The sequence below is a fragment of the Xenorhabdus innexi genome (assembly GCF_002632485.1).
GTDB classification, from domain to species: Bacteria; Pseudomonadota; Gammaproteobacteria; order Enterobacterales; family Enterobacteriaceae; genus Xenorhabdus; species Xenorhabdus innexi.
The window spans coordinates 1-25,570 of the sequence record NZ_NIBU01000046.1; the positions used below are offsets into that span (position 1 = coordinate 1).

The window sequence follows — 25,570 nt, forward strand, 5'->3', positions numbered from 1 at the left end:
TGTGTATAGGTCATAGTGCATTTTCCTTTGGCGAGAAAGATGCCTACTATAGCAACTGACCGCCTTTCTTAGAAATTGCACTTATTAGTCGAATCCAAGTTGTTTTGATATAAGTCCCAGCGGTTGCCATAAATATCTTCAAATACAACGACTGTTCCGTATTCTTCTTGTCGGGGTTCTTCACAAAAGTGAACACCATTTTCTTTCATTTTTTTCAGCTTTGATAATTTTGCCAACACGAATATCTAGGGCCATAAAAGTGGATATATCGGTGAGATGATTTTTTGAATCTAGCATGCTTATATATCTATTAAGAATAGGTTAATGATATTAAAGGTTATTGTAACAGACTGTGCATAAAAATATTTGTTTGACTTTGTGAGCTGATTCACGCGAATAAAAAACACTTATCCATATCAGTTCATCATATGGCCATTGGGTACGTTATTCTGTGGCGACAATAATATAGAGAGGAGTAAATCATCATGAAATTGTCTCTTATGATCCAAGGAACAGCTTCTGATGTTGGGAAAAGTGCTTTGGTTGCTGGTTTTTGCCGGATTTTTTTACAGGATGGCTATCATTGTACTCCTTTCAAATCACAAAATATGGCTCTCAATTCCGGTATTACGGCTGATGGTAAAGAAATGGGGCGTGCTCAGATATTTCAGGCTGAAGCAGCCGGAATTGCCCCGGATGTACGCATGAACCCTGTTCTGCTGAAACCCTCCAGCGATCGTAAGGCTCAGGTGATTTTCATGGGCAAAGCCATGTGTAATATGAATGCCGTAGAGTATCACGAATATAAGCCACAGCTTCAGCAGCAGATCCTGCGCGCATATAACGACCTTGCGGCTGAAACAGATATTATGGTGCTGGAAGGTGCGGGTAGCCCGGCGGAAATCAATCTGCGGGATCGGGATATTGTCAATATGGGCATGGCTGAGTTAGTTGATGCACCAGTGATTCTGGTGGCAGATATTGATCGTGGTGGAGTTTTTGCGGCCATTTACGGCACACTGGCCTTACTTACACCAGAAGAAAGGGCACGGGTTAAGGGTGTCATTATTAATAAATTTCGTGGTGATATATCGTTGCTGCATTCAGGTATTGAACAAATCGAAGAACTGACACAAGTACCGATATTGGGGGTATTACCCTGGCTGGAACTCGATCTGGAAGAAGAGGACAGCGTGGCTTTGCAGGTTGGCAAATATGAAAAGGATAAAAATAAAATAGAAAAATGCCTGAATATTGTCGTTGTCCGGTTTCCGCATCTTGCTAATTTCACAGATTTTAATGCGTTAGCACTCCAGCCTGATGTTTATCTTAATTATATTGCTGACCCTTCGGAACTTCAGAATGCTGACCTGATCATTTTACCCGGCAGTAAAAATACCTTGGGCGATTTAGGGTGGCTGAAAACGCAGGGATTGGATCAGGCAATTCTTGCTGCGCATCAGTCAGGAATACCGATCATTGGGATCTGTGGTGGTTACCAGATGCTTGGCAAGCAGATTGTTGATGAAGTGGAATCTGGTTTATACCAGATGGAAGGCTTAGGGTTATTAGATACTGAAACCCGGTTTGCCAATGATAAACAGACGGCTCAGGTCAGGGGAATTGTGATGCCGGAGCTATCTGGTATGCTGAATTTATGTGGTGAGCAACCCATTGTGGGCTATGAAATCCATATGGGAGTGACACAACTGAGAGAGCAGGCAAAGCCGTTTGCCAAAATGTACCTGCGTAATGGTGAAGAGACAAATTGGTTTGATGGTGCAATTAATCAGGAAGGAACGGTGATGGGAAGCTATCTGCATGGCTTGTTTGACCAGAGTAATTTCACTCGCCCATTACTGAATCAGCTTCGGATGCAGAAAGGAATCGAGTCGCTGGAAAATGCCGCTTTCAGTTATGCCAGCCACAAAGAGAAGCAGTTTAATATTCTGGCGGCGAGTATGCGTGAGCATCTGGATATAGAACGTATTTATCAGTTAATGGAAGAACATACCGAGCTTGTATCCTCCGGGGCTATCAGATGATCTTAATTACTGGCGGAGCACGGAGTGGAAAAAGTGCTTATGCGGAGCAGCTTATTTCAGATCAATGCGAACAGGTGTTGTATATCGCTACTGCTCAAAATACTGATGAAGAGATGGCAGCCCGTATAGAACGGCACAAAAATGATCGTCCTTTACATTGGAGAACCTGGGAAGGGTATCAGGATTTGGGGGATGTTATCCGCAGGCATCGTAAAGCGGAAGAGGGGGTTATACTTGAATGTGTCACTACATTAATCACCAATCTTCTGTTTGATAAAGCAGAAGGTGCATCACCCGATGAACTGGATTTCACTTTACTGGAGGTGTTTATCCACCAGCAGATAGAAGATTTGATTGATGCTTGCCTGAATTGCCCGATGCCTGTTTGTCTGGTGACTAACGAAATAGGTATGGGGATTGTGCCTGAGAATCGGTTGGCTCGCCATTTTATTGATATTGCAGGGCGGGTCAACCAGAAACTGGCTCAGGCAGCAACATCAGTCTGGATGGTAGTTTCTGGCCTTGGAGTAAAAATTAAATGAAATTGAGACTCTTTTGGGCAACATTGCAGTTTATGACCCGGCTTCCCATTCCTGCAAAATGGGCTGAAGGGGTTGATTTTCGGCAAATCGGGCATGGTGTACCGATTTTTCCTTTGGTTGGCCTTCTGGTTGGTGCTATTGCAGCTTGTGTTGCGCTGGTAATAAGCCAATCCGGTGGAGGTGTATATATTGGTGCAATCGGTTATGCGCTGGCTCTGGTATTTCTGACGGGCGGATTGCATTTAGATGGTCTGGCAGATACCTGTGACGGTATTTTTTCTTCCCGCGAACGGGAAAAAATGCTGGAAATTATGCAGGATAGCCGCCTCGGCACGTATGGTGGATTGGGATTGATCTTCTGCATCTTGCTTAAGGTACTTGCGGTTGTTGAAATTGCCTATCATCCCCCCCTGCATTTGTTGGCTTTATTGTCTTGTGCGCCGATTGTCGGACGTACTGCTGTCGTGCTTTTGATGTTTGAACAACGCTATGCCCGCGAAAGTGAAGGGATGGGAAGTAGTTATATTGGCCGCATTACACCCCGCGAAACAGTCATTACATTACTGGTGGGAACGGTATTGGTGATGTTGCTGGGTGACTGGCAGGGGCTATCTGCAATGCTGGTAACGATGATCGTTATCTTTTTTCTTGCTGTTTATTGTAATTATCGGCTGGGTGGGCAAACCGGAGATACTTTGGGAACCGCAATTGAAGTCGGTGAAGTGGTTTTTTTACTGGCTCTGATTTTGATCTGGAAATAGATTGCCGATAGTAAATATTATTATATCCCGACCCTTAAGCTGAAGATTGATCTGAAGGATCGCCATGGAATTCCTATCATTGCCCTTGTTGCTGAAAAAGATTAAACCGCTGGATCGGAAAAAAACAGCTCGGGCAGCACAGCATATTGATAAACTCGTCAAGCCGGTTGGTAGTCTGGGCCGTCTGGAAACACTGGCAGCACAACTTGCGGCTATGCCCGGTATTGGAAAACTGGGAGATATTCAAAAAGAGATTATCGTTATGTGTGCCGATCATGGTGTTTATAACGAAGGCGTGGCGATTACTCCGAAAAATGTTACAGCTATACAGGCTCAGAACATGTTGCTAGGGCTGACGGGAGTTTGTGCATTAGCGAAAAGCAGCGGTACTCATGTGCTGCCTGTTGACATTGGTATCGATTGTGATCCGATAGATAATTTATTGTCCCTCAAATTAGCTCGTGGTTGTGGCAATATTGCACAAGGGCCTGCCATGTCTTATGAATATGCAGAAGCATTATTGTTGGCAAGTGTGCAATTAATTCAGCAGCGTCTTGCTGCCGGTATCTCTGTATTCGGCGTGGGAGAACTGGGCGTTGCTAATACCACACCAGCAGCGGCAGTCATCAGCGTTCTTACCGGAAGTGATCCGGGCGATCTGGTTGGTCTGGGCGCTAATTTGCCTGCGGAGTTGCTCAGGCATAAAGAGTCGGTTGTACGCCGAGCAATTGGTGTGAATAAACCTGATGTTCAGTCTCCCCTTGATGTACTGGCAAAAGTGGGAGGGTTTGAACTTGTGGGAATGACCGGCGTGATTTTGGGAGCCGCAGCGGCAGGTGTTCCGGTTGTTCTTGATGGTTTTATCTCTTATGCCTCTGCACTGGCGGCAATTCATCTGGCACCTTCTGTTCGGGATTACTGTATTCCATCTCATATATCAGCAGAAAAAGGTGCGATACTGGCGTTGCAGCATCTGGGTCTTAAACCTTATCTGCATCTGGATTTGCGCCTTGGTGAGGGCAGTGGAGCTGCAATCGCAATGTCTCTGATTGATGCAGCCTGTGCTATGTATTGTAATATGGGATATCTGGCTGAAAGCGGGATTACTTTTCCTGAATTTTCGTTATTAACTCATCAAGCATAATCGGTTTTTTCTGTAAAGATAAATAAAATTGGGGAGCAGTAAAATTATATTTATCTCGTAAATAATCTAATGATATTTTTTCAGTTTCAATTATGTCCAAAATAGGAATAGCCAATCCGAAATCTTTTTCAATAAAATAATCAAAAACAGACTGGCCATTTCCCGGCATTGCCTGTTCCGCAATATCAGAAATTTCTTTAGCAGTACCAGATATCGGTTCACCAAGCAGCATGCCACCGATGATAGCTTTGACAGGAACAGTCACATAAATAAAAGCGAAAGTTCTTTTTCTTCTGAATCTTCGGCGGAATTCATATTTTTTAGTGCCTGATAATACTTTTTCCCATGCCGATTTATGTAAACTTAACACGATACAATCTTCGGGAGTGATATTATATTTCTGCATAAAATTCTGCATATTGATCTTCCTGACTTTAGACGTTTTTAGCGATTTTTCTTAATGTCTCTTTGAGAATTTTTCCGTTTGCGTTACGGGGTAAAGCTGAAAAAGTATAACTTTTGGGGCGCTTATAGCGTGCAATAACGGTACGGAGGTAATCATCCAATTCCTGTTCAGTCACTGAGATGCCATCATCAAGTTCAATAAAAGCATGGGGAACTTCACCCCAATATTCATCCGGTTTTGCCACAATCGCCACCGCCAGAACACCGGGATAGCTTGACAGAGCATTTTCCAGTTCAAGGCTGGAAATATTCTCACCACCGGAAATAATAATATCTTTTTTCCGGTCGATAATTTTAATATAACCATCGTGGTCGATAACAGCCAAATCGCCGGTAAAAAACCACTGACTGGTCACATCCGATGTGACCCGATCAGCTGGGCCATAAGCTGCAATAATATTACCCCGAATGGCAATCTCACCAATGGATTGCCCATCAAAAGGCACTATCCGCCCGTTAGTTTCATCAATAACGCTGATTTCCCCCTGTAAATTGGAAACAATTCCCTGACGCATCTTCTTTAAAATAACTTCTGATTTTGGCAGTGCAGCCCAATCCGGTTTCTCTTCACAAACAACAACCGGCCCATAAGTTTCCGTCAGGCCATAAACATGAGTAGCCCTGATCCCGGCGGCATCAAGCAGAGAAAACACCTTCTCTGTCGGAGGTGCACCAGCAATCAACCCATAGACATTATTATTAAAAGAGATACCGAGTTTTTGTGCCTCACGTCCTAAGGAGTAGTGCACGATAGGTGCGCCACAATAATGCGTGACCTGATGTTTCAGCATAATCTGTATGGCTTCCTGCGCATCGAATTTGCGCAGACAGATATGTGTACCTGTTCGTGCGGCGATAGCCCAGGGAAAACACCAGCCATTGCAGTGGAACATGGGCAGTGTCCATAAATAGGTCGGATATTTTGGCATATCCCAGTCCAGAATATTCGAAATTGCATTAAGGTATGCACCACGGTGTGAATAAACAACTAATTTAGGTGTGCCACTGGTTCCAGAAGTAGAATTAATACTGATAGCTTCCTGTTCATCAATCGGGTGAAAATATAAGGTTTCAGAACGGTATTCAGATATCAGGGATTCGTAGCTAATCAAATTCAGAACAGATTCTGGCAGAATGTTATTATTTTCAGTAACTATAATAATCTTGACCGGATTATTAAAAGAAACATTATCCAATAATGAAAGATAGTTTTTATCTATAACTAATATTTTCGGGTTGATTTTTTCAAAGATAAAATTCAATGTGGCTGCATCTGTTCTGGTACTTAAGGCATTCAGTATTCCGCCAGACAACGGAACTGCATAATGAAGCTCCAGTAATTCATGGATATTCGGTAATAAGGCAGATACAACACAACCTTTTCCGACACCCATTTGCTGAAGTGCAATAGCCACTCTTTCACACCGCTCGGCATATTGTCGCCATGTCCAACACTGCTCGCCATCTATTACCGCCGGATAATCACCATTGCTTAATATAGCTCTTTTAAGAAATAAAATAGGTGATAATGCATTTCCATCATATTCATTTAAGAGTGAATTATAGAGAGTCATATTCTCATCCTGTTTTTTTATTTTCTGTTTTATACCTGATTGTATTTTTTACTCACTGTTAAAAGTAATGGTTAATATGGGAATATGCAATCTGTAATAAATAAGTGTTTTTTGTAAACTGTGTTTTTGGTTCTTGTTGAAGTAATGTTATGAATTCCATTTTAATATCAGGATAATATTTCGCTGTTTTTTAATATACTGGTTATATTTATTGTTATTGATAGTCTGATCTACTGAAAATATATTGGTGGATTAAGATTATTGTAATAGAAAAACTGTATTTACCCATATAAAAGGAAACGAGAATGTTTAATCTGACCGGGAAAATTGCATTTATTTCTGGAGGAACAAAAGGTATTGGCAAAGGGATTGCTCAGGTATTTAAACGAGCGGGTGCAATAACTATCATTTCAGGTACGGATAAAATGAAAGGAATGCCCGTAGCTGAAGAACTTGGCGTAGATTTTATCTCCCTTGATGTCACAGATCCATCTGCATGTAAAAATGTGATTAATGAGATTGTCGAAAAATATGGCAGGCTCGATATTCTTTGTTCAAATGCAGGTATTTACCCACAACACTCTATTAAAGAGATGACGGTTGAAGATTGGGATTCAGTCTATAGCGTTAATCTTAAAGGTACATTTTTGTTAACTCAGGCTGCACTGAATATAATGGAAAAACAGCAGTATGGGCGCATTGTGATTACTTCATCTATCACCGGAGAAAGGGTAGCAATGCCGGGTTACAGCCACTATGGTGCCAGTAAGGCAGGCCAGCTCGGGTTTATGCGTAGTGCCGCATTGGAATATGCAAAACAGGGGATCACGATTAATTCTATTATGCCGGGTATGATTATGACTGAAGGCTTAACGGCATTTGGTGAGGATAATCTGAAACTGATTGAAACTGTAATTCCAAAAGGAGCTTTAGGATCACCGGAAGATATTGGTTACACCGCCTGTTTCCTTGCTTCTGATGAAGCAAAAAATATAACCGGTCAGACAATTGTGGTTGATGGTGGGCAAGTATTACCGGAAGTGCAAGGGCTCTGATTGACTTAACATGTTTAAATCTGTCTTGCTTGTTTCCCATTGCTGTAAAGCAAAAGAACAGGGTAAGATGAGCAGCTAATAAACACAGGGAGGAATATGTTTTCTCCCTGGTTTTTTATTGTCTAAGTCAGGTAAAAAGATTATGTCACTGAACTATGAACGTAAGCAGCTTCCACTACCTAATGGGCACAGTAAAGTATTGCTGCACTCGTGCTGTGCGCCATGCTCAGGGGAAGTGATGGAGGCAATGCTCGCTTCGGGGATAGATTTCACCCTATTTTTCTATAACCCGAATATTCATCCACAGAAAGAATATGAACTACGCAAAGATGAAAATATCCGCTTTGCAGAACAAATGGGTATTCCTTTTATTGATGCCGATTATGATCGGGACAATTGGTTCGAGCGCGCGAAAGGCATGGAAAATGAACCTGAGCGTGGCATCCGTTGCACGATGTGTTTTGATATGCGTTTCGAACGGACAGCGTTATATGCTCATGAACATGGCTTTCCTGTTATTACCAGTTCGCTGGGGATCTCTCGCTGGAAAAATATGCAGCAGATTAATGATTGTGGTGTCCGCGCGGCCTCCCGTTATCCTGGGTTAACCTATTGGGAATATAACTGGCGTAAAGGTGGTGGTTCTGCCCGAATGATAGAAATCAGTAAGCGTGAAGAATTCTATCAGCAGGAATACTGTGGCTGTGTTTATTCTCTGCGGGATACTAATCGCCATCGTCTGGCAACAGGACGGGAAAGGATAAAACTGGGAACAGTGTTTTATAGCGCAGATGGCAATAAAGAAAGTACTAAAAATTGAGATAAGGGAGATCAAAAATTATTTTAATAGTTAGTTAAAGTAGTTTCTTGTATCTTTTATTGACGGCCTGCCAAACATTCTGGTATGTAAGCAGGTCGGTTCTTTTAATTTCTGGCTCATTGATATTTAAAAAATAAAATTACCGTGGTAAAAAAGAGAACTAAATGGATATTAAGGTAATTTTATGAAACAGCTTTATCATTCGCTCAAAGTTTTTCCGGTTATTTTTAGTTTTTTGCTTACTGCATGTCATGAAGATAGTTACAGTTTTGATCTGCGTAAGGACGATTACACAGAAGCTCATACAAAATTTAAAACAAATATTATAGATAAAAGTTTTATTGGAGATGGGGAACCAGCCATTCCTCCTAAAGATATTTTTTCGTTAGTATATTATCCGACAGAAAACGGGAACATGGCTTCTTATCTTACTCCATCGCCAGAAAAATCTGATAAAAAATATCCTGCGGTAATTTGGTTAACAGGAGGATATGGGGGAATTGGTAATGATGATTTTTTCTGGTCTGAGCAGCCTTATGACAATGACCAATCTGCATCAGCATTCAGGCATGATGATTTAGTTTTGATGATACCTAGTTTTCGGGGGGAAAATGTAAACCCCGGAAATTATGAAATGTTTTTCGGTGAGATAAGGGATATTGAATCAGCCAGACAATATCTTATGAAATTGCCATATGTTGATCCAAATCGGATTTATCTTGCAGGTCATAGCACAGGTGGAACGCGCGCTTTATTAGCCAGCGAATACAGTAAAGGATTTAGAGCTGTTTTTTCATTGGGGGGTATTCCTGATTTGAAGTTACGTCTTGACCATGCACCTGTGCCAGTCACTGTACCATTTGATCAGAGTAATCCGGCAGAGCTTGAAATGCGCTCTCCACGTAACTTTTTAACTTCAATAAAATCACCAACGTTCTATTTCGAAGGGGAATACTCCTATTGGAGTGAGTTTGATGAAGTAAAGAAAATTGCAGAAGATAAAGATATCCCACTATCTGTTTATCCCATTAAAAATGGTGATCATTTTAATATTATTGCACCTTTAACTTCTCTTATTGTGGAAAAGATTTTGCATGACACTGGAGAGAAAGTGAATATTAAATTCAGTGAACAGGATTTTATGAGGCTGCAACAAAATCTTACTGAATCAGATTGATTAATTTAGCCTCATCATAATATACACTTCGTATTTCAAATTGCCTCTTTGTTAGCTGCACTCGCTCATCCCGGTTACATAGTCATCTATGTTCCCGGGAATTACTGAGAGGCTGGATATATTAATCTTTAACCATATCTGGCGCGGTTAGGGGTATAACCAAAACGTTTCCGATAACTTTGAGTAAAGTAGGACTGGCTGGAAAAACCGGATTCTAATGTAATATCAGCAATACTCATTTCACTATTCAATAGTAATTGATGGGCATAAAGAATACGCTGCTCACTGATCCAGGCTCTTGGGGATGTACCATAAACACTGCTGAAAAGCTCTTTGAATGAAGTTAATCCCATACCAAACTCGCGGGCAAAATCATTCAGCCGCCACTCTTTAAGATAGTGCGTTTCCATAAATGCCTGTAGTCGTTCGACTTGCCGATTACTCAATTTACGCAGAACAGACATTAATAATGCCCCTTGTTTTTCGAGAGCAAGTAATAAAAGTAATTCCTCACATCTTAATTGGATCAGGGCTGGGGGGCACTCATGAGCAAGAAGTTTTGCCAATCCACGTATACTTTCTGTTAATAAAGGAAATTTATGGAAATGAATTAACCGATAATCAGGGAAATCATGCCGTTCAATATTAATTAATAGCCTTCCAAAACGTTTCGTAAAATTACGGAAAAATTCCATATTCAATGGTAGCCATAATATCTGACAATTTTTTGTATTGGTCTTAGCCGCATACTTCCCCGGATGAGTAAAAAGAATATCATTTGACTTAATATGATAGGTGTTCGTGCTGTCTTTCCATACCATTTCACCATCAAGTAAAATATATAGCCCTCTTTGTTTATGTTCGAGAATATCGAAGTTCGGCATGGCTAACTGTAGAGAAAGAATACCCTTCTGACTTAAGCCCGTCGTCCTTTTCATTTAATACCCCTAATTTTCCTTATCATGAGTAATTTGAAATTTTTTGATGATCTCTTCTGTCGTTTAAATAGATTCCTCTGAGATTAGAAGGCCACCGGAAATCTATTGGATATATAGTGATAAAATTGAGTGTAGAGTTAAAAAATTATTAGCCGATATCAAAATTGTATACGTAATATCCATTACATAGCTTTAGTATTATATCTCTAAATTAATATTTATGTTAGTTTTAAATGTTGATAATTTAGATTTAAATTGAGTTATTAACAGGGTAGAGAAATAGCGATAATGATAAATGAACTGTATTGCTTATGATGTCATTTTGTTAATTATTGGTTTTATAATGTTGCATATTTATTAGTTTATATGGTTTTTATATTTAAAATATCAAAATATATCTATTAAAGTGAGTGTCCTGTCTTGGATTTTAAAGATAAATTATCGATAATTCAGTTCATTAAGCTTTGCTGGTAACATTATCCGTGTAATAACGGCATAAATACCTCTGTTATAGCTCCGTAGATTGTTTTTTATACTGGTATAATGCTAGGATGTATTTTCATCGCCTTTCTTCTATATCCACTAAGGCATAGATATATTTGCTGATGAAAGATAAAAGATTACAAGAACGAGAAAAATATGGAAAAGTATCGTTTTTCAGATAACGCTTTTTTATACAGTTTATGGCTCTTTTGGGCTATTACACTGGGGTTGTACGTATATGGCAACAATATTGGTTGTGCCATAACAGCAATTTTATCTTTTTTAGCCTTGGTATTTCACTTTACTAATATGAAACAGAGAATGAAAGCTATGTTTGGAAAAAAAACTGAGGCATCTGCTGCCACTCCGGTTACACAAATCTCCCCCACTGTGCAGACTGAAGAGAAAAAACTCTCCGGTACTGAGGCCCGTGCTAATACAATTATCGCGAAAAACTCCGTATTCAAAGGAGATATCGAGATGGAAGGGGATATCCAGATCTGGGGCAAAATTGTCGGAAATATTCGCGTAAAAGGCGGAGCTATCCGTGTTATGCACGCCGGGAAAGTTGAAGGTGAATTAATTGCACCTGAAATTATTATTGATGGCCATGTAGAAGGGACTTGCTGCGCAGAAACACTGGATATCCTTGAGCATGGTGAATTACGGGGTGTCAGCCGTTGCGGGAGTATGTCAATCCGACGTGGCGGGCTATTTATTGGTCAGTCTGAACAGGTGGAAAAAGAGAATAAGAAAAAACAGGAATCAGAACGTATTGTTTCCATTAAGGATACTCAGGGAGATAAGGCCAAATCTAAAGCTACTGCCTGATATCTGTCGATAAAATACTCCTCGATTTTTAATCTGCTAAAGTTCACAGAGTATAAAATTCCGTATATTTCTGCCGGAAATGTGTAGTATTTTCCGGCAGTTTTTGTTTTTATATTTCCTCTTCTTTTAAGTCATTTTCTCGTTAGTCATATTCATTGAATCTGATCATCAAGCGCATATGTGCTGGAAAACATCCGCTTATTACCTTGATGTGAGCTGAGATCCCTATTTTTAATTAATAAGAGGAAATTGTGATTACAGAACTGGAAACAGAGAGATTACGGCTTCGTGCCTGGAAGGAAGAAGATAGAGAACCTTTCTTCCGCCTGAACAGTAATCCTGAAGTAATGGAGTTTTTTCCCAATACGCTGACAAAAGAGCAGAGTGATACACTGATTGATAATTGTATTCGTAAATTTGAAATACAGAATGGCTGGGGATTATGGCCAGTTGAGCTGAAGGGAAGTGGGGAATTTATTGGTTTTGTCGGGTTGAATACGCCGAACCTTGAATTTCCATTTTCGACTTGTAATCAATTAGTTGAAATTGGCTGGCGTCTCGACAAACCATTTTGGGGTAAAGGGTATGCCTGTGAAGCTGCCAGCAAAGTTCTTGATTTTGCTTTCACGGAAATCAGGCTGAATGAGGTAGTTGCTTTCACCACGCTGATGAATGCTCGTTCCGAAAATGTGATGCAAAAGTTGGGCATGGTCAAAGATAGAAAAACATTTATGCACCCGGCTATTGAAGAAGGTAACTCATTGCGGGAGCACGTTCTGTACCGGATTAAGCGGCCTGTTAATTAAATAAACGCCATCAAGGTTATACAGAGTAACCTTGATGGGAAGCTTATATCCGTCGTCTTTCAAGTTGCCTCTTTGTTGGCAGCGTTCATACACCCCGAGCACCTAGTTACCTATGCTCCCCTTGTTACCTATGCTCCCCTTGTTACCTATGCTCCCCTTGTTACCTATGCTCCCGGTGCCTCATTCCCTTGCTGCCGCGACGCATCTGGAAATCCATAAGGCATATATTACGTAACCCGTAATTATTGCTTGGAGATCATCAGTGCCACGCGGCCAATGAACTGAATATCATTGACTGAACAGTCAAAGGTGACATCATCATCGCTGACACGGATTTTACTGACAGGGATTTTGGCTATTTTTTTGATACTGTGCATCCCTTCAATATCGACCAGCCATAAGCCATCCTGAATATTGTCTTCCTGAGCATCAAGCAAATACCAGGATATGCCATCATCAACTATCAGTGGTTCCCTGAGTTCTTTGGAAACCAGTTCGCTATCCAGAATAACCGGAGTGGCTTCATTTAATTTGCCGCCTGACAGTTTCACACGAGAGATGGATGGGGCAATGATATCTTCCAGTCGTTCCGTTTTCTTACCATTTTCTCCGTTTGGAAACATCTCCCCTTGCCCTGTGCTCAGCCATAGCAGTGAAGCACCCGTTTCGAGATTACACTGAATAACCCAATCCGCCGGAAAGCTATCACGAAGATAGCGGTTTGCCATCGTGCTTTTGGACACGCCTAAATGATCACTCAGAGCCTGGCGGGATTTAAATCCATACGCGCGTACAAGGCGCTCGATAGCTGGTCGCCCACCACTATCAGCTCCCATTTTAATCTCAATATTGGTATTTTTCATTGACAGTACAGATAAGAGATATTAGTATCCCACAAAAGATCTTGAAATGAGAACTTTAGTGAGCCCGAATTGGTTAAGCCGAAAACCATTAAGAGATATTGCATCATGAACATCCAAATTTCAATCCCTATACCTGAGATCAACGGTGTTCGAGGGATTGCTCTGACAGTAATCCCTATGAAGGTAAAAGGATGAGGAAAATATGGCGAATATGGAAAAAGAAAAATTTGCCCAAATTAACCTCGGTGAACGGTTGGAAGGATTGAACCATCTGTCGAAGATCAGAGCGATATATTGGGGAGATAATGAAAAAGAGTTAAAACGGTTTCTTGCGGACATGCGGGATAAAAGAGATTGTCATTATGAAGAAAACAAGCGGGCCTTATCTGCTATTTTCTATTTGGCAAATATTCCCCGAACTCGCCATGACAGCGAGGTCAGCCAGTTTACTCCAGAAGAAAAACAGTCTCTGATCAAGGCGATGAATCATATTAAGGTTGTAGTTAGTCAGTTTCCCAAACATTTAACGTTATCCAGTTAACCACCTTGTAACATATTAATTTTTCTGAATAGATGGCATGTGTATGCCAGACATTCACATATCTTTAGTTAAAGTAGTATTAGTTAAAGTGGCATTGATGAATAGTGATCTTTTCGCGCATGAATATAAGCAACCGGGTGTTTTTCAGCCAAATATTCCGCAGAATGCTTCAACAGCAGAGCGTTTGTTATGGCAGGTCAACGCAGATGATCATCAGTGGCGTCACCAGTATATTGGCCAGCTACCGGATTTTCTGGCGAAATATTTCAGTCATCGCTATGCCGATATCTTTACTCAATCTGGGCGCAGAGATGCCAATACTTACCTGAGAAAAACCGTCGGGCAGCATGTATTACCGCGATTACAATTGGTTAAGAAGCGGTATCAATTTAAACACTTTGTGTCGGGAATCACTCCTTTTCCATTTATTGAGCAATTGAGCAATATTGCGACTTGTGGCCGTAAACAGCTTTTAAAACTGGCTCATGAAATATCCGTGTTTATTACGGAGAATTATGAGCACTATTCTTCTAAACACTTCTTTCCTGCACATATTCCTGCACATAGTTCTTCTGACTCTTCTTCTCAGAAGGCAGCACAACAAGCACAGTCTGAAGCAATGGTGAATGAATCTACACAGTTTTCTCGCATCGCTGAGGTATATCAGTTAATGGCAAAACTGACTTCACAATGTGGTACTCATCCTCCTTATTGGCAACAGTTCAATCATGGACGAAAAACGCTGTCTGTTGATCTGCTTTGTGCTGGTATGTTGCGCATGATGTCTTCACGCTGGTGGTATTTTCGCTTAAAACGCTTACGGGATATCCAATCTGAGCATATGGCAATTGCAGTCGGGCAGGTACAGAATGCGGCATCGCCTTATGTTTCATCTCTGGCTTTACGCGAATGGCTGGAACAAAAGAGGCGTAATCGGGAGTTTTTCCAGCATTTTGATTTAGAAAATGAAGAAGGTGAGCGAATTTCATTAGCAGACACGGTTGTTCACAGTAACGCTAATCCTGCCATTCGTCGCTGTGAATTAATGGTCAGAATGCGCGGTTTCGAAGATATTGCAAATAAAATGGGGTGCGTAGGGGAATTCTATACCATCACAGCACCTGCAAAATACCATGCAGTCAGGCATCAGGGGGGATTTGTCCGGCAGTGGGAGGGGGTGACTCCCCGCGATACTCAGCGCTATTTATGCAGTGTATGGGCAAAATCCCGTGCAGCTATTGCCCGTGCAGGCATTAACCTGTTTGGCTTTAGAGTTGTTGAACCCCACCATGACGGCACACCACACTGGCATATTTTGCTGTTTATGTTACCGGAGCATATGTTGCAGGTCAGAAAAATCCTTGAACATTATTCCTGTCAGGAAGAAAAGGAGGAGTTACTACGAATGAATAACAAAAAATCCCGTTTTGATTACAAAGTGATAGATCCTAATCAAGGTAGTGCGACAGGTTATATCGCAAAGTACATTTCCAAAAATATTGATGGTTACGCACTGGAAGATGAAATAGATCATGAAACCGGTGGATCGCTGCGCGATATGGCTAAATCAGTGACTGCATGGGCGAGTCGTTGGCGCATTCGACAATTTCAGCAAATTGGTGGTGCTCCGGTTTCTGTCTGGCGTGAATTACGTCGTCTTAAAGAAGTTTGTTTGCCTGATAATAAAATGAATGACGTTTTACAGGCTGCGGATAAGGGCGATTGGGCGGAGTATATTCAGGCTCAGGGAGGGCCATGGGTTGCCCGCCGTGATTTGGTCATCCGGCTTGCTTATAAGCATATTCCGTTTGGCAGTCCTTATGGTGAGGATATTAATACCATTCAGGGGGTGGCATCACCGCGGCTCAATCAGAAAAAATATATTTGTACACGAATTCATCAATGGACAGTTGTACCTAAATCCGATGTATCAGCCACACCAGAGCAGATTGTCTATAAACGATCCAAAAAATGGCCCTCTTGGAGTTCTGTCAATAACTGTACGGATAGACAGGGGAGGCAGGATTGTGATATAGATGTGAAATGGTTTTGATAAATGTTATGTTTTCGATAAAGGTTTCTACGAAAGAAATAAATAATAGTTATTAACTATCAATTTTTATCTTTAAGAAAGGAAAAAACTACTTTAAATTTTCACTAATTAGGTGTACTGTATAAGTATACAGTTATAGAGTGGAGGCGGACATATCAGTGGACTCTCTTATGGAATCATTGGTAGCACAACGTATTAATTTTATTGCTAGAATGGCAACAAGTTGTGAATGCAATCAGGCAGAAGACAAAGAGCTGGCACTGGTCTGGATAGCGGAATTATCTGCACCTTATGAAAACAGACTCAGTGGTTATAATAATTTTTTAAAAAACAATGAATTAGAAAGTGAATGATTGAGAAATTAAGGTTCGGTACAAGAATAGCCTCTGACAGGAGAAAATAATGCGAGTTGAAATACTTTTCGATAAGCGAGCTAATGTTTCTGAATCAGTCATGTCTGCACTTGAAAATGAATTAAAGAAGAAAATATTATCAGAGTACCCTGATACTCATTTCAGAATTGCCCTCAGCAGCAACACGTCCGTAAAAGTGACAGGAAGTAAAAACAGTAGCGAACATGACCAAATCATGGAGCTAATCCAAAGTGTCTGGGAAGATGACAGTTGGTTATCGGATTAGAACTGAAGGGGTAAACTCTCCAACAAACGGATAATAAGCAATTTAAATAGTATAAGGGCAGGGCTATCCCCTGCCCTTATGCTTTCCGCCTTTTATTTCTGTCTTTCAGAAAGGTAAATCTCATCTGGCAAAATTACCCTTCATTTGTACTATTTCCCCGACAATGCCGTTTCATTGAGGCATTTCGCTGATTATTCGATCATAACTCTCCGATTTACCGATTATTTTCTGCAAATAAAAGGAGAGTATATGCAAATTACTGCACAACAAAACGAAACGGTAGACGCTTTGTGTTGGCGTCATTATGGCCGGACTTTAGGTATGACGGAGCGTGTATTGCAGGCAAATCCGGGACTGGCTGATTTTGGTGCGACTTTGCCTCATGGAACAAAAGTTGAAATGCCGGATTTCATGCCTGTTGCCAGTAAGCCTATGATCCAGCTTTGGGACTGAGGGGCATGAATGGATAAATATAGCCATGCCACTTATGCCTGTGCCAGCACAACTGCCATTTTTTCTGGTCTTTCTTTATATGAGCTGAGTTTTCTGTTGGGGGTATTAGCCAGCATTTCTCTCGGCATTCTGACTTATCGTCTTAATCGGCGTGAGCAGATGAAAAGAACTTTGATTTTAAAAGATATTTTAGAAAATTTGGACGTAGAACCTGCATCTAAATCAGCCAGAATTGTCAGCGAGCTGATACATAACGCACCGAAAGAGCTGTGATATGCAGGATCTCAAAACCAAACTAAGCCGATTGCTCATTGGCCTGATTATCGGTGGTGCCAGTTCTTCGGTCATTCTTTCCCAGTTTCTTGATGAGAAAGAGGGTAATCGGCTTATAGCCTATCAGGATGCCGGTGGTATCTGGACGATATGCCGGGGTGTGACGCGTATTGATGGAAAGGCGGTATACAAAGGGATGCAACTGACTTCTGAGCAATGTGGCGCGCTGAACCGGGTTGAAGCTGATAAAGCGATTGACTGGGTGAAAAAGAACGTCCACGTTCCGCTGACAGAGCCACAAATCGCAGGAATTGCCAGCTTTTGTCCATATAATATCGGTCCTTCAAAATGTTTCTCCTCGACATTCTATCGTAAGCTCAATTCCGGAGATAAAAAAGGCGCCTGTCAGGAGATTAAGCGCTGGATTTACGATGGAGGGCGTGATTGCCGTACAACCAAAGGGCAGGCGGATGGCTGCTATGGGCAGGTTTTGCGACGTGATCAGGAATCAGAACTGGCTTGTTGGGGATTGGATGAATGAAGAGAATAACTTTGATTGCCGCTCTTATCATTGGAGGGTGTACTGGCTGGTGGGGGAATCGTTCACTGTTCCTTAGTGAAGTATCAAATCTTAAACAACAGCATAGTGCTCAGGTTGTTGCAATTCATCAGAAAGCGAATCAAGAGACATTGTCAGCCATTCAAAAGATGAAAGACGCTCAGAGCAGAGTCGCTCAATTAGATGAATACTATTCCGGAAAATTAGCTCATGTTACTGAAGAAAACGCCGCTTTGCGTGCTGATATTGCCGCTGGTCATCGCTGGGTGCAAATCGCCGCAGCCAACCTTGCTACCTGTCAGCTCACCCAAGAGCGAGATACCGGCTCCCGCAGCATGGGCGATGGAAGCCAAGTCGAACTCACTGCAAAAGCTGGACGCGCTATTTACGATATCCGAGCAGGGATCATCAGCGACCAGTCCAAATTAGATTATCTGCAACAGTATGTTCGTGAAGTTGTCCGGCAATGTAAATCGTAGTGATTCCGAATAACTTAACACGCACCCTTTAAATCCCCCCTGAAAGCCTTTTTCTATTTTAGAAAAAGGCTTTTATTTTATTGATTTAATTATATTTTACCTATTGATTTGTATGTCTGTTCCTACAAGCCCGGTTTAATGTTACCCCTGCTTTTTCATGGCATTCTTACGCTATGAACACACAATCATGAACACACAAATTATGGTCAATGAAAATTGATCATCGAACTATCAGGAGGCCCCGAATGATGTATCTGGGCATGAATCGGCGAACAGGCCGTGCGCTGAGCGATTTGGAGCATGTCCGACAATCCGTCAGCGATATTTTACTGACTCCAGTAGGCAGCCGTATTGCGCGCCGTACTTACGGATCACTACTGCCTGAACTGATTGACTGGCCGCAGAATCCGGCGATCAGGCTTCAGGTGATGGCGGCGAGCTTTACCGCAATCAGTCGTTGGGAGCCGCGAGTGACGCTGACATCCATCACGATGGAAACCCTACAGGACGGCAGAATGGTGGTGGATATCACGGGTACTTATCACCAGTCCGCTAAAGAATTTTCACTTTCGATTCCGGTGAGGTAAGCAATGCCAACAATCGATTTAAGCCAGTTACCACCACCGGATGTGGTTGAGCCACTGGATTACGAACAACTGTTAGAAGAGCGTAAACGAGGTCTGATTTCGCTTTATCCGGCAGATCAGCAGGATGCTGTTGCCCGAACATTGCAACTGGAATCAGAACCTTTGGTGAAGTTGCTGGAAGAAAATGTGTACCGCGAATTGCTTCTGCGCCAGCGCGTTAATGAAGCAGCCCGTGCGGTTATGGTGGCCTATTCAACCGGTAGTGATCTGGATCAGCTGGGCTCGAATAACAACGTATCGCGCATGGTTTTGCGTTCTGCGGATAATTCGACCGTACCGCCAACTCCTGCCGTTATGGAATCCGACAACGATTTTCGTGTCCGTATTCCACAGGCATTTGAAGGTTTGAGCGTTGCAGGCCCGGTGGGTGCTTATGAATATCATGCCCGTAGTGCGGATGGCCGCGTTGCAGATGCATCGGCAATCAGCCCGTCACCGGCTAACGTCACAGTAACTATTATGTCCCGTGCAGACAAAGGAGTGGCATCCAAAGAGCTGCTGGAAATTGTCGAAAAAGCCCTGAATGACGAAAACGTGCGTCCGGTGGCTGATCGTCTGAAAGTCCAGTCAGCGAGCATTGTGGAATATGAAATTGATGCGGTGCTGTACATCTTCCCGACGCCGGAATCCGAGCCTATCCGCAAGGCAGCAGAGCAGAAACTGAAACACTATGTTGAAGCGCAGCATCGTTTGGGACGTGATATTCGTTTGTCAGCTATTTACGCCGCACTGCATGTGGAAGGTGTCCAGCGTGTGGAGCTGAAAGCACCATTGAAAGACGTTGTATTGGATAAAACACAGGCTTCTTATTGCACCAAAACCACACTGACAATGGGAGGTTCTGATGAATGATCGCCTTCTGCCGATGGGTTCAACGCCGTTAGAACTGGCTGCGGCGAAAGCCTGTGCCGAGTTGCAGAAGATCAAAATCCCATTGCGGGAGCTGTGGAATCCGGACACCTGTCCGGCATCGTTACTGCCTTATCTGGCATGGGCGTGGTCTGTGGACCGCTGGGACGAAAACTGGTCTGAGAGCACCAAAAGGGAAGTGATCAAGGGTTCACTGTTCCTGCATAAACACAAAGGAACGATTGGAGCCATCCGACGAGTGATTGAGCCGTTGGGTTATCTCATCCGCGTAAAGGAATGGTGGCAGACCAACGATGCCCCAGGCACCTTCCGACTGGATATTGGTGTTCTGGACAGCGGTATCACCCATGAAATGTTCGAAGAACTGGAAAACCTGATTTTCGATGCAAAACCGGTAAGCCGACATTTGATTGGATTGGACATCAATCTGGATACACGTGGTGAATACCACTACTCAGCAGCAACATACAGCGGTGACGAACTGACAGTTTATCCCTATTTTCCGGAACAAATCACGGTATCTGGCTCAGAAATTGTGGGCACGGGCATACATATTATTGACGACATGAGGATTAGACCATGAGTACCAAATTCTTTGCGTTGCTGACACAGTTAGGCGCAGATAAATTGGCAAATGCGGCGGCACTGGGTACTAAAATTGAAATTACCCATATGGCCGTTGGTGATGGTGGTGGCAGCCTGCCAACGCCAGACACTAAACAAACTAAATTGATTAATGAAAAGCGTCGTGCGGCAATTAACACGCTGAACATCGATCCGAAAAACACCAATCAGATTATCGCAGAACAGGTTATTCCTGAAGACGAAGGTGGCTGGTGGATCCGTGAAATCGGCCTGTTCGACAAAGACGGCGTTCTGATTGCGGTGGGTAATTGCGCAGAAACCTACAAGCCCCAATTGCAAGAAGGCTCCGGCCGTACCCAGACAATCCGCATGATCCTGATTGTCAGCAGCGCAAACGCAGTGACACTGAAAGTTGATCCATCTGTGGTTCTGGCAACGCGTGAGTATGTAGATAATTCTATTACCAAACACGCAAACAGCCGTAACCACCCTGACGCGACACTGAAAGAAAAAGGATTTGTGATTCTGAGCAGTGCCGTAGACAGCAATAGCGAAACCCACGCAGCAACGCCGAAAGCGGTGAAAGCGGCTTATGATTTGGCTAAAGCAGCGGATAATAATGCTAATACGCGTTTGGAAAAAAACAAAAATGGCGCAGATGTAGCTGATAAGGATGCATTTAACCGCAATATTGGTTCGGCCAGAGCTTTTACTGGAGCAATCCATATTGGTGGTGGTGGTACTTGGACAACTGAAGAGTTTATTGCATGGCTAAAAAGTAAAGATGCTTTTAACCACCCTTACTGGATGTGTAAAGGATCGTGGTCATATGCGAGCAACAGAAGAATCACTGATACTGGCTGTGGTGCAATTCACTTAGCGGGTGCTGTTGTGGAAGTCATGGGGCTTGAAAGTGTAATGACGATCCGTGTTACAACGGCTCCTACATCAATAGATGGCTGTATTCCGAACGCTCAATTTACTTATGGAAACCACGGTAAGGATTATGTTCCAAGTTGGAGAAGGGACTATAACACTGCGAATAAACCATCTGCCGATGAAGTTGGTGCTTATTCTAAAGAAGAAACAGATACTCGTGTAAATGCCGCCAACGAAAACGCCAATTCTCGTCTGGAAAAAAATAAAAATGGTGCGGACATTCCAAACAAAGATGAGTTTGTAAAAAACCTCGGTTTAACGGAAACCAAGGAACTGGCGAAGAATTCTGTACCAAGATCAGAAGCAGATAGTAAATATCAGCTAAAAGGCAGCTTCGGGTTTGGCGGAAGTGGCGGTACAGTTCTTCATAAGAACAATGATGAGTTTCTAACTTGGATACGTAGATCTGATGTCAGCCCTGAGTTTTTTAGAAATTCAGCAAATTCTGACTATACACATACGCATGGCGCTGGACTTCTTCTAAAATCCGGTGATACTTATGCATCATTTTCAGTTAATTATGCAACCGCTCGTGTAAAGGTAGTTGCAGGAAATGATTCTGGTACTGCAAACTCGCCTATTAAAGAATTGGCATTTACTGATGATAGCTATACGAAAAATGAATCTGATGCTAAATATCAAATATTAGGTCTGACGAAAACTGTATCTGAATATAATGTTCCTTGGAATGTAAAAAGTGGTTTATATAATGCAGATTTCTCCAGCCATAGTAGAATGATAGTAAATTTTAATATGGGAATTGGAAGTTGTCCCACACTACAACTGTTAGTAATTCATAAAAATGGCGGCTTATTTTATCGTTCTGCGCGTGATTCATATGGTTTTGAAGAAAATTGGGCAGAGTTATTAACTATTGGAAATGCTAATTCTAGGTATATTCAAGATGTTCGATTAGGTACCGTGGAATATTCACAACTCTGGAGTGGACATGGATATACTGATACCCCTCCATATGTTATCACTGGTGTTACTAATCACAATACTGATGAGTTTCCTGATGGAGTTAATCGCCGTCCACTTCAGAAACTCATTAACGGAATTTGGCATGATATAGGAGCTTTATAATGCTGCATTTAAAAAACTTCAAAAGATATTCCCCAGATACTGAAGAAGAAAAAGAAATAGAGAGAAAATTTAGAGCCATATTCTATCGTAATGAAAATGGCGATGATTGGTATAAGAGCATACCCAGGTTTAAAAAAGATACTTACAAAATAAAATATAACTCCAATAATATCATTTGCGCAATAAACAAGGATGCTTCAGCTATATGCCCAGATAATGGAAGTATTGTAGAAATGGAAGCACTGCCAGATGATGTAGGTATTCTAGGAAACTGGCAATATATCAATGGTAATATTGTTCCACGTGAGTATATGAAAGATGAATTAATCACTCAAGCTCAAGAGAAAAAGAGAAAGTTACTGAGTGAAACTAACTCTACAATATTACCTCTCCAAGATGCGGTAGATCTTAATATAGCAACAGCTCAGGAGATTAAATTCCTAGCCGAGTGGAAACGATATCGTGTAATGCTTAATAGAATTGATTGCACTGATATTAAAAAAATAAAATGGCCGAAATCACCAAGAATAAAATAAATTACAGGGGCATTACGCCCCTGATTATTATTCTGGTTTTTCAGGCCAATTAATATCTGGTCCTTTTGAACAATCTAAACGGCTCAATTCTATACTATATAACTCCCAATTATCTAGTCGATTAACCTCATCATCTGTTGCTATATTTCTTTTAATAATACGTTCCAATCTCATTATTTGCTTATCCGCATTATTTAGTAAAGATTGTTTTTTTCTCTCTGCCTGTTGTTTTAATTCTTCTTTGGTGGGCTGAGGAATATTTCCCCAAGCAGGTAATCCATCGTCTCCAGCAATACGCATTTTTCCTTCTGGAGGTATATTTCCAGCAAATTCGGTAAATACATTTTCGTCAACTTCAATACCGTCTTCCGGCCATGAATCAGAATGAAGGTAATCTTGTTTCATAGATACTGGATAAAAGCCGTTTTTTTGTGCGCTGTAATAGTAATTCATTTATTAATATCCTATAGCAAACCAATGAAAAATAGCCTTGAATTGAAAATTAGGATCATTTGCTGGAACATCACATGCTAACCTAAATTGCTCCTTTCCAAGAACCCAACCGTGAACACCAAGCATTTGGCTATTCCAGCTAGGTAAATTTAAATGTCCCATCGCTGATAAATGAACACATTTATTGGAAAAGTGTATTGGAAACGAATATGTTTTCATTTCATTATCACTCAGGCCTTCAACAACTCCCCATTGGTATACTAAACCAGTATCTCCACATCTCCACCAACCATTAGGCTCTTTTCGGGCAGTACTTTTTATGGATACAAGATCATCCTCTGTTAATATCTTTTTACTTCCCTTAAAGTTACCATCTTCATCAAATGCATAGGTCGCTATATTAAATGACTGATTTTTATAACCATAATCAAAAGAAATACCTCTTGCATATTGAGAGCCTTCAACACTAGGGTGAGCAACATGTATTGCTAATGCACCAAGCCGATCTAATCCTTCATTTGGTCTTAAAAAACCAGAACGCCCCAAATGACGTGAACTGGGATCATCTAAAAGATTTGCTGTCTTAGATAGAATATAGCCTGTTGTCTTTGTATTTGTATTTAGCTGAATATATCTGCCGTCAAAGTTCCCATAATCAGCAGGTACAACCCTCTTTCCAACTCTTAACTCCTCATGCACATAACACCCATTTAGTGTATCAATGTATGTACTACCTTGGCCACGTAGATAATGGCTAAATGAAGGCTTTGATGGGGTACCGTGGTTATAACCTAAGTAAGTTAATGAATCTCCTATATTATTACCATCTGTGCGAGTATGAACATTAATGGCCCCAGTATTAGTTTTAGCACCATGAAAATAAACAGGCTGTAGCACTGCTCCGCCAATATCTTTATTGAGTGCATTCTTCGCCAGTTCCTTGGTTTCCGTTAAACCGAGGTTTTATAGAATACGATATGAATATCTGTTAAAGCTGATAACAGTAAACAAAAAGTAATCCCCAAAGCTGTAACAAGCAAAAAATAGTCATTTTATAGTTCAATTAATGCCCAATCTTCCAAATTACAGAAACACCAGATAAAAAGAACAAAATACAAACAAAAAATGGTTGTTTTTAGTTCTTGTTTTCAGATTACACAGTGTATGAGTGAAAAATTCTTATATGCGTTACAATCAGTAATAGCACATTTTTTAGTCTTGTTATGTGACTACAGTGGGACTACAATCAGTAGCTACTATGTAAAGAAAGAAGGAGATTTTTATGGCTAATGAAACTTATGTCAGGGCAAAAATTGATCCTAAAACTAAAGAGCTTGCAACTATAGCACTCCAGTCTATGGGCTTAACGGTTAGTGATGCTATTCGCATGTTAATGGTACAAGTCGCGGAAAAAAATACACTGCCCTTTAAAGTAAAAGGTACTTCTTACCGAAATGTTTCGCGTACAAAAGCTGCCATGAAACAGCTTGAAGACGGTAAGGGTAAAAAGTTTGATAGTGTTTCTGCTTTCATGGATGACCTGAATAATGATGAGGAAGATTAGTCGTTCTTCCGAGTTCAAGAAAGACTATAAGCGCGTGAAGAAGGGTAAATATCGTGCAACTATCGAGGATAGTTTAGTTGAAATACTGGATATACTGGTAAACGACAAACCAATCCCGCCAAGATATGTCGATCATCCACTAAAAGGGAACTGGCGGGGTTTCTGAGATTGTCATCTTCACCCAGATCTACTGCTAATTTATAAAAAAGTTGATAATACCATTTTGGAGCTTGCCTGATTAGGTACTCACAGTGAGCTATTCTGATAACTTTTGAGTAAGCCGTCCTCTGAGAGGCTATTCAGAATCTTTTTCACCCTGAACAGTTTTTCATGTAACCTACTGGAATGAGAAAAGTTTATGCCAGTGATATCAGTCGAGAAGTCTTTCA

General features: G+C 41.4%; 30 protein-coding genes. 24 read left to right on the plus strand and 6 right to left on the minus strand.

From position 1 onward, the window contains the following. The first annotated feature begins 485 nt into the window (after window positions 1–485). The 4 genes from Xinn_RS15195 to cobT all read left to right on the plus strand — a co-directional run bounded on the left by Xinn_RS15195 (window position 486) and on the right by cobT (window position 4,492). The gene (locus Xinn_RS15195) at window positions 486–2,045 is read left to right on the plus strand and encodes a cobyric acid synthase (protein WP_086955958.1); all 1,560 of its coding nucleotides are present in this window, start codon (window positions 486–488) and stop codon (window positions 2,043–2,045) included. Next, window positions 2,042–2,587: a bifunctional adenosylcobinamide kinase/adenosylcobinamide-phosphate guanylyltransferase gene (cobU, locus tag Xinn_RS15200; RefSeq protein ID WP_086955959.1), complete on the plus strand. Its 546-nt coding sequence runs from the start codon at window positions 2,042–2,044 to the stop codon at window positions 2,585–2,587. The genes Xinn_RS15195 and cobU overlap by 4 nt, the downstream gene beginning before the upstream one ends. Beyond that, a complete protein-coding gene (gene cobS / locus Xinn_RS15205; protein ID WP_086955960.1) occupies window positions 2,584–3,348 on the plus strand; it encodes an adenosylcobinamide-GDP ribazoletransferase in 765 nt (254 codons plus the stop codon). The genes cobU and cobS overlap by 4 nt, the downstream gene beginning before the upstream one ends. 64 nt (window positions 3,349–3,412) lie before the next feature. Then, the gene (gene cobT / locus Xinn_RS15210; RefSeq protein WP_086955961.1) at window positions 3,413–4,492 is read left to right on the plus strand and encodes a nicotinate-nucleotide--dimethylbenzimidazole phosphoribosyltransferase; all 1,080 of its coding nucleotides are present in this window, start codon (window positions 3,413–3,415) and stop codon (window positions 4,490–4,492) included. On the opposite strand, the gene Xinn_RS15215 is transcribed toward cobT, so the two are convergent. Further along, complete coding sequence (locus Xinn_RS15215; protein ID WP_086955962.1) at window positions 4,452–4,910, minus strand: hypothetical protein; 459 nt, start codon at window positions 4,908–4,910, stop codon at window positions 4,452–4,454. The genes cobT and Xinn_RS15215 overlap by 41 nt on opposite strands. 16 nt (window positions 4,911–4,926) lie before the next feature. Beyond that, complete coding sequence (locus Xinn_RS15220; RefSeq protein ID WP_086955963.1) at window positions 4,927–6,531, minus strand: AMP-binding protein; 1,605 nt, start codon at window positions 6,529–6,531, stop codon at window positions 4,927–4,929. Window positions 6,532–6,836: 305 nt separating this feature from the next. Between Xinn_RS15220 and Xinn_RS15225 the strand changes: the two genes are divergently transcribed. The 3 genes from Xinn_RS15225 (at window position 6,837) to Xinn_RS15235 (ending at window position 9,583) form a co-directional block, all read left to right on the plus strand. Then, on the plus strand, window positions 6,837–7,586 hold the full coding sequence (locus Xinn_RS15225; protein ID WP_099137679.1) for an SDR family oxidoreductase: 750 nt from the start codon (window positions 6,837–6,839) through the stop codon (window positions 7,584–7,586). Between the two features lie 142 nt (window positions 7,587–7,728). After that, complete coding sequence (locus Xinn_RS15230; protein WP_099137680.1) at window positions 7,729–8,406, plus strand: epoxyqueuosine reductase QueH; 678 nt, start codon at window positions 7,729–7,731, stop codon at window positions 8,404–8,406. Window positions 8,407–8,590: 184 nt separating this feature from the next. Further along, on the plus strand, window positions 8,591–9,583 hold the full coding sequence (locus tag Xinn_RS15235; RefSeq protein ID WP_086955965.1) for an alpha/beta hydrolase family protein: 993 nt from the start codon (window positions 8,591–8,593) through the stop codon (window positions 9,581–9,583). A gap of 128 nt (window positions 9,584–9,711) precedes the next feature. On the opposite strand, the gene Xinn_RS15240 is transcribed toward Xinn_RS15235, so the two are convergent. Then, window positions 9,712–10,521: a helix-turn-helix transcriptional regulator gene (locus tag Xinn_RS15240; RefSeq protein WP_086955966.1), complete on the minus strand. Its 810-nt coding sequence runs from the start codon at window positions 10,519–10,521 to the stop codon at window positions 9,712–9,714. 804 nt (window positions 10,522–11,325) lie between these two features. Between Xinn_RS15240 and Xinn_RS15245 the strand changes: the two genes are divergently transcribed. Beyond that, entirely contained in the window at window positions 11,326–11,835 is a 510-nt protein-coding gene (locus Xinn_RS15245; RefSeq protein WP_244590219.1) for a bactofilin family protein, read from the plus strand. Between the two features lie 251 nt (window positions 11,836–12,086). Next, window positions 12,087–12,641 (plus strand): GNAT family N-acetyltransferase, encoded by a 555-nt coding sequence (locus Xinn_RS15250; RefSeq protein ID WP_086955968.1) that lies wholly within the window; start codon window positions 12,087–12,089, stop codon window positions 12,639–12,641. A gap of 242 nt (window positions 12,642–12,883) precedes the next feature. Here Xinn_RS15250 and Xinn_RS15260 read toward each other — a convergent pair whose 3' ends face one another. Next, entirely contained in the window at window positions 12,884–13,504 is a 621-nt protein-coding gene (locus tag Xinn_RS15260; protein WP_086955969.1) for a phage repressor protein CI, read from the minus strand. A 202-nt stretch (window positions 13,505–13,706) separates the two neighbouring features. Between Xinn_RS15260 and Xinn_RS15265 the strand changes: the two genes are divergently transcribed. From Xinn_RS15265 to Xinn_RS15325, 13 genes are all read left to right on the plus strand, one after another. Beyond that, a complete protein-coding gene (locus Xinn_RS15265; protein ID WP_086955970.1) occupies window positions 13,707–14,045 on the plus strand; it encodes a DUF5347 family protein in 339 nt (112 codons plus the stop codon). Window positions 14,046–14,088: 43 nt separating this feature from the next. Further along, complete coding sequence (locus Xinn_RS15270) at window positions 14,089–16,098, plus strand: replication endonuclease (protein ID WP_244590220.1); 2,010 nt, start codon at window positions 14,089–14,091, stop codon at window positions 16,096–16,098. A 170-nt stretch (window positions 16,099–16,268) separates the two neighbouring features. Continuing rightward, a complete protein-coding gene (locus Xinn_RS15275; RefSeq protein ID WP_086955971.1) occupies window positions 16,269–16,451 on the plus strand; it encodes a hypothetical protein in 183 nt (60 codons plus the stop codon). Window positions 16,452–16,500: 49 nt separating this feature from the next. Beyond that, window positions 16,501–16,737 carry a DinI-like family protein gene (locus Xinn_RS15280; protein ID WP_086955972.1) on the plus strand — a complete coding sequence of 79 codons (237 nt, stop codon included), beginning with the start codon at window positions 16,501–16,503 and terminating at the stop codon, window positions 16,735–16,737. 249 nt (window positions 16,738–16,986) lie between these two features. Next, window positions 16,987–17,190 carry a tail protein X gene (locus Xinn_RS15285; RefSeq protein ID WP_086955973.1) on the plus strand — a complete coding sequence of 68 codons (204 nt, stop codon included), beginning with the start codon at window positions 16,987–16,989 and terminating at the stop codon, window positions 17,188–17,190. Window positions 17,191–17,199: 9 nt separating this feature from the next. Then, on the plus strand, window positions 17,200–17,463 hold the full coding sequence (locus tag Xinn_RS15290) for a hypothetical protein (RefSeq protein ID WP_086955974.1): 264 nt from the start codon (window positions 17,200–17,202) through the stop codon (window positions 17,461–17,463). A gap of 1 nt (window position 17,464) precedes the next feature. Beyond that, window positions 17,465–18,004: a lysozyme gene (locus tag Xinn_RS15295; protein WP_086955975.1), complete on the plus strand. Its 540-nt coding sequence runs from the start codon at window positions 17,465–17,467 to the stop codon at window positions 18,002–18,004. Continuing rightward, on the plus strand, window positions 18,001–18,501 hold the full coding sequence (locus Xinn_RS15300) for a lysis system i-spanin subunit Rz (RefSeq protein ID WP_086955976.1): 501 nt from the start codon (window positions 18,001–18,003) through the stop codon (window positions 18,499–18,501). Before Xinn_RS15295 ends, Xinn_RS15300 begins: the two co-directional genes overlap by 4 nt. Window positions 18,502–18,746: 245 nt before the next feature. Beyond that, a complete protein-coding gene (locus tag Xinn_RS15305) occupies window positions 18,747–19,088 on the plus strand; it encodes a GPW/gp25 family protein (RefSeq protein ID WP_086955977.1) in 342 nt (113 codons plus the stop codon). A gap of 3 nt (window positions 19,089–19,091) precedes the next feature. Beyond that, complete coding sequence (locus tag Xinn_RS15310) at window positions 19,092–20,000, plus strand: baseplate assembly protein (protein WP_086955978.1); 909 nt, start codon at window positions 19,092–19,094, stop codon at window positions 19,998–20,000. After that, window positions 19,993–20,601 (plus strand): phage tail protein I, encoded by a 609-nt coding sequence (locus Xinn_RS15315; RefSeq protein WP_086955979.1) that lies wholly within the window; start codon window positions 19,993–19,995, stop codon window positions 20,599–20,601. The genes Xinn_RS15310 and Xinn_RS15315 overlap by 8 nt, the downstream gene beginning before the upstream one ends. Beyond that, window positions 20,598–22,628, plus strand: coding sequence for a phage tail protein (locus Xinn_RS15320; protein ID WP_099137682.1), 2,031 nt, complete (start codon window positions 20,598–20,600; stop codon window positions 22,626–22,628). The genes Xinn_RS15315 and Xinn_RS15320 overlap by 4 nt, the downstream gene beginning before the upstream one ends. Next, entirely contained in the window at window positions 22,628–23,164 is a 537-nt protein-coding gene (locus Xinn_RS15325) for a tail fiber assembly protein (protein ID WP_086955982.1), read from the plus strand. The genes Xinn_RS15320 and Xinn_RS15325 overlap by 1 nt, the downstream gene beginning before the upstream one ends. Window positions 23,165–23,191: 27 nt before the next feature. Here the strand turns inward: Xinn_RS15325 and Xinn_RS15330 are convergent, their stop codons facing one another. Together Xinn_RS15330 and Xinn_RS15335 are read right to left on the minus strand one after the other, a co-directional pair. Next, window positions 23,192–23,617, minus strand: coding sequence for a tail fiber assembly protein (locus tag Xinn_RS15330; protein ID WP_086955981.1), 426 nt, complete (start codon window positions 23,615–23,617; stop codon window positions 23,192–23,194). A 3-nt stretch (window positions 23,618–23,620) separates the two neighbouring features. After that, complete coding sequence (locus Xinn_RS15335) at window positions 23,621–24,514, minus strand: gp53-like domain-containing protein (RefSeq protein WP_153043409.1); 894 nt, start codon at window positions 24,512–24,514, stop codon at window positions 23,621–23,623. Between the two features lie 385 nt (window positions 24,515–24,899). Here Xinn_RS15335 and Xinn_RS15340 point away from each other — a divergent pair, with 385 nt between their 5' ends. Both Xinn_RS15340 and Xinn_RS15345 read left to right on the plus strand, forming a co-directional pair. Then, window positions 24,900–25,181: a type II toxin-antitoxin system RelB/DinJ family antitoxin gene (locus tag Xinn_RS15340; protein WP_086955984.1), complete on the plus strand. Its 282-nt coding sequence runs from the start codon at window positions 24,900–24,902 to the stop codon at window positions 25,179–25,181. Then, window positions 25,165–25,347, plus strand: a complete 183-nt coding sequence (locus Xinn_RS15345) for a type II toxin-antitoxin system YafQ family toxin (RefSeq protein WP_244590221.1) — start codon at window positions 25,165–25,167, stop codon at window positions 25,345–25,347. The genes Xinn_RS15340 and Xinn_RS15345 overlap by 17 nt, the downstream gene beginning before the upstream one ends. Window positions 25,348–25,570 lie beyond the last annotated feature (223 nt).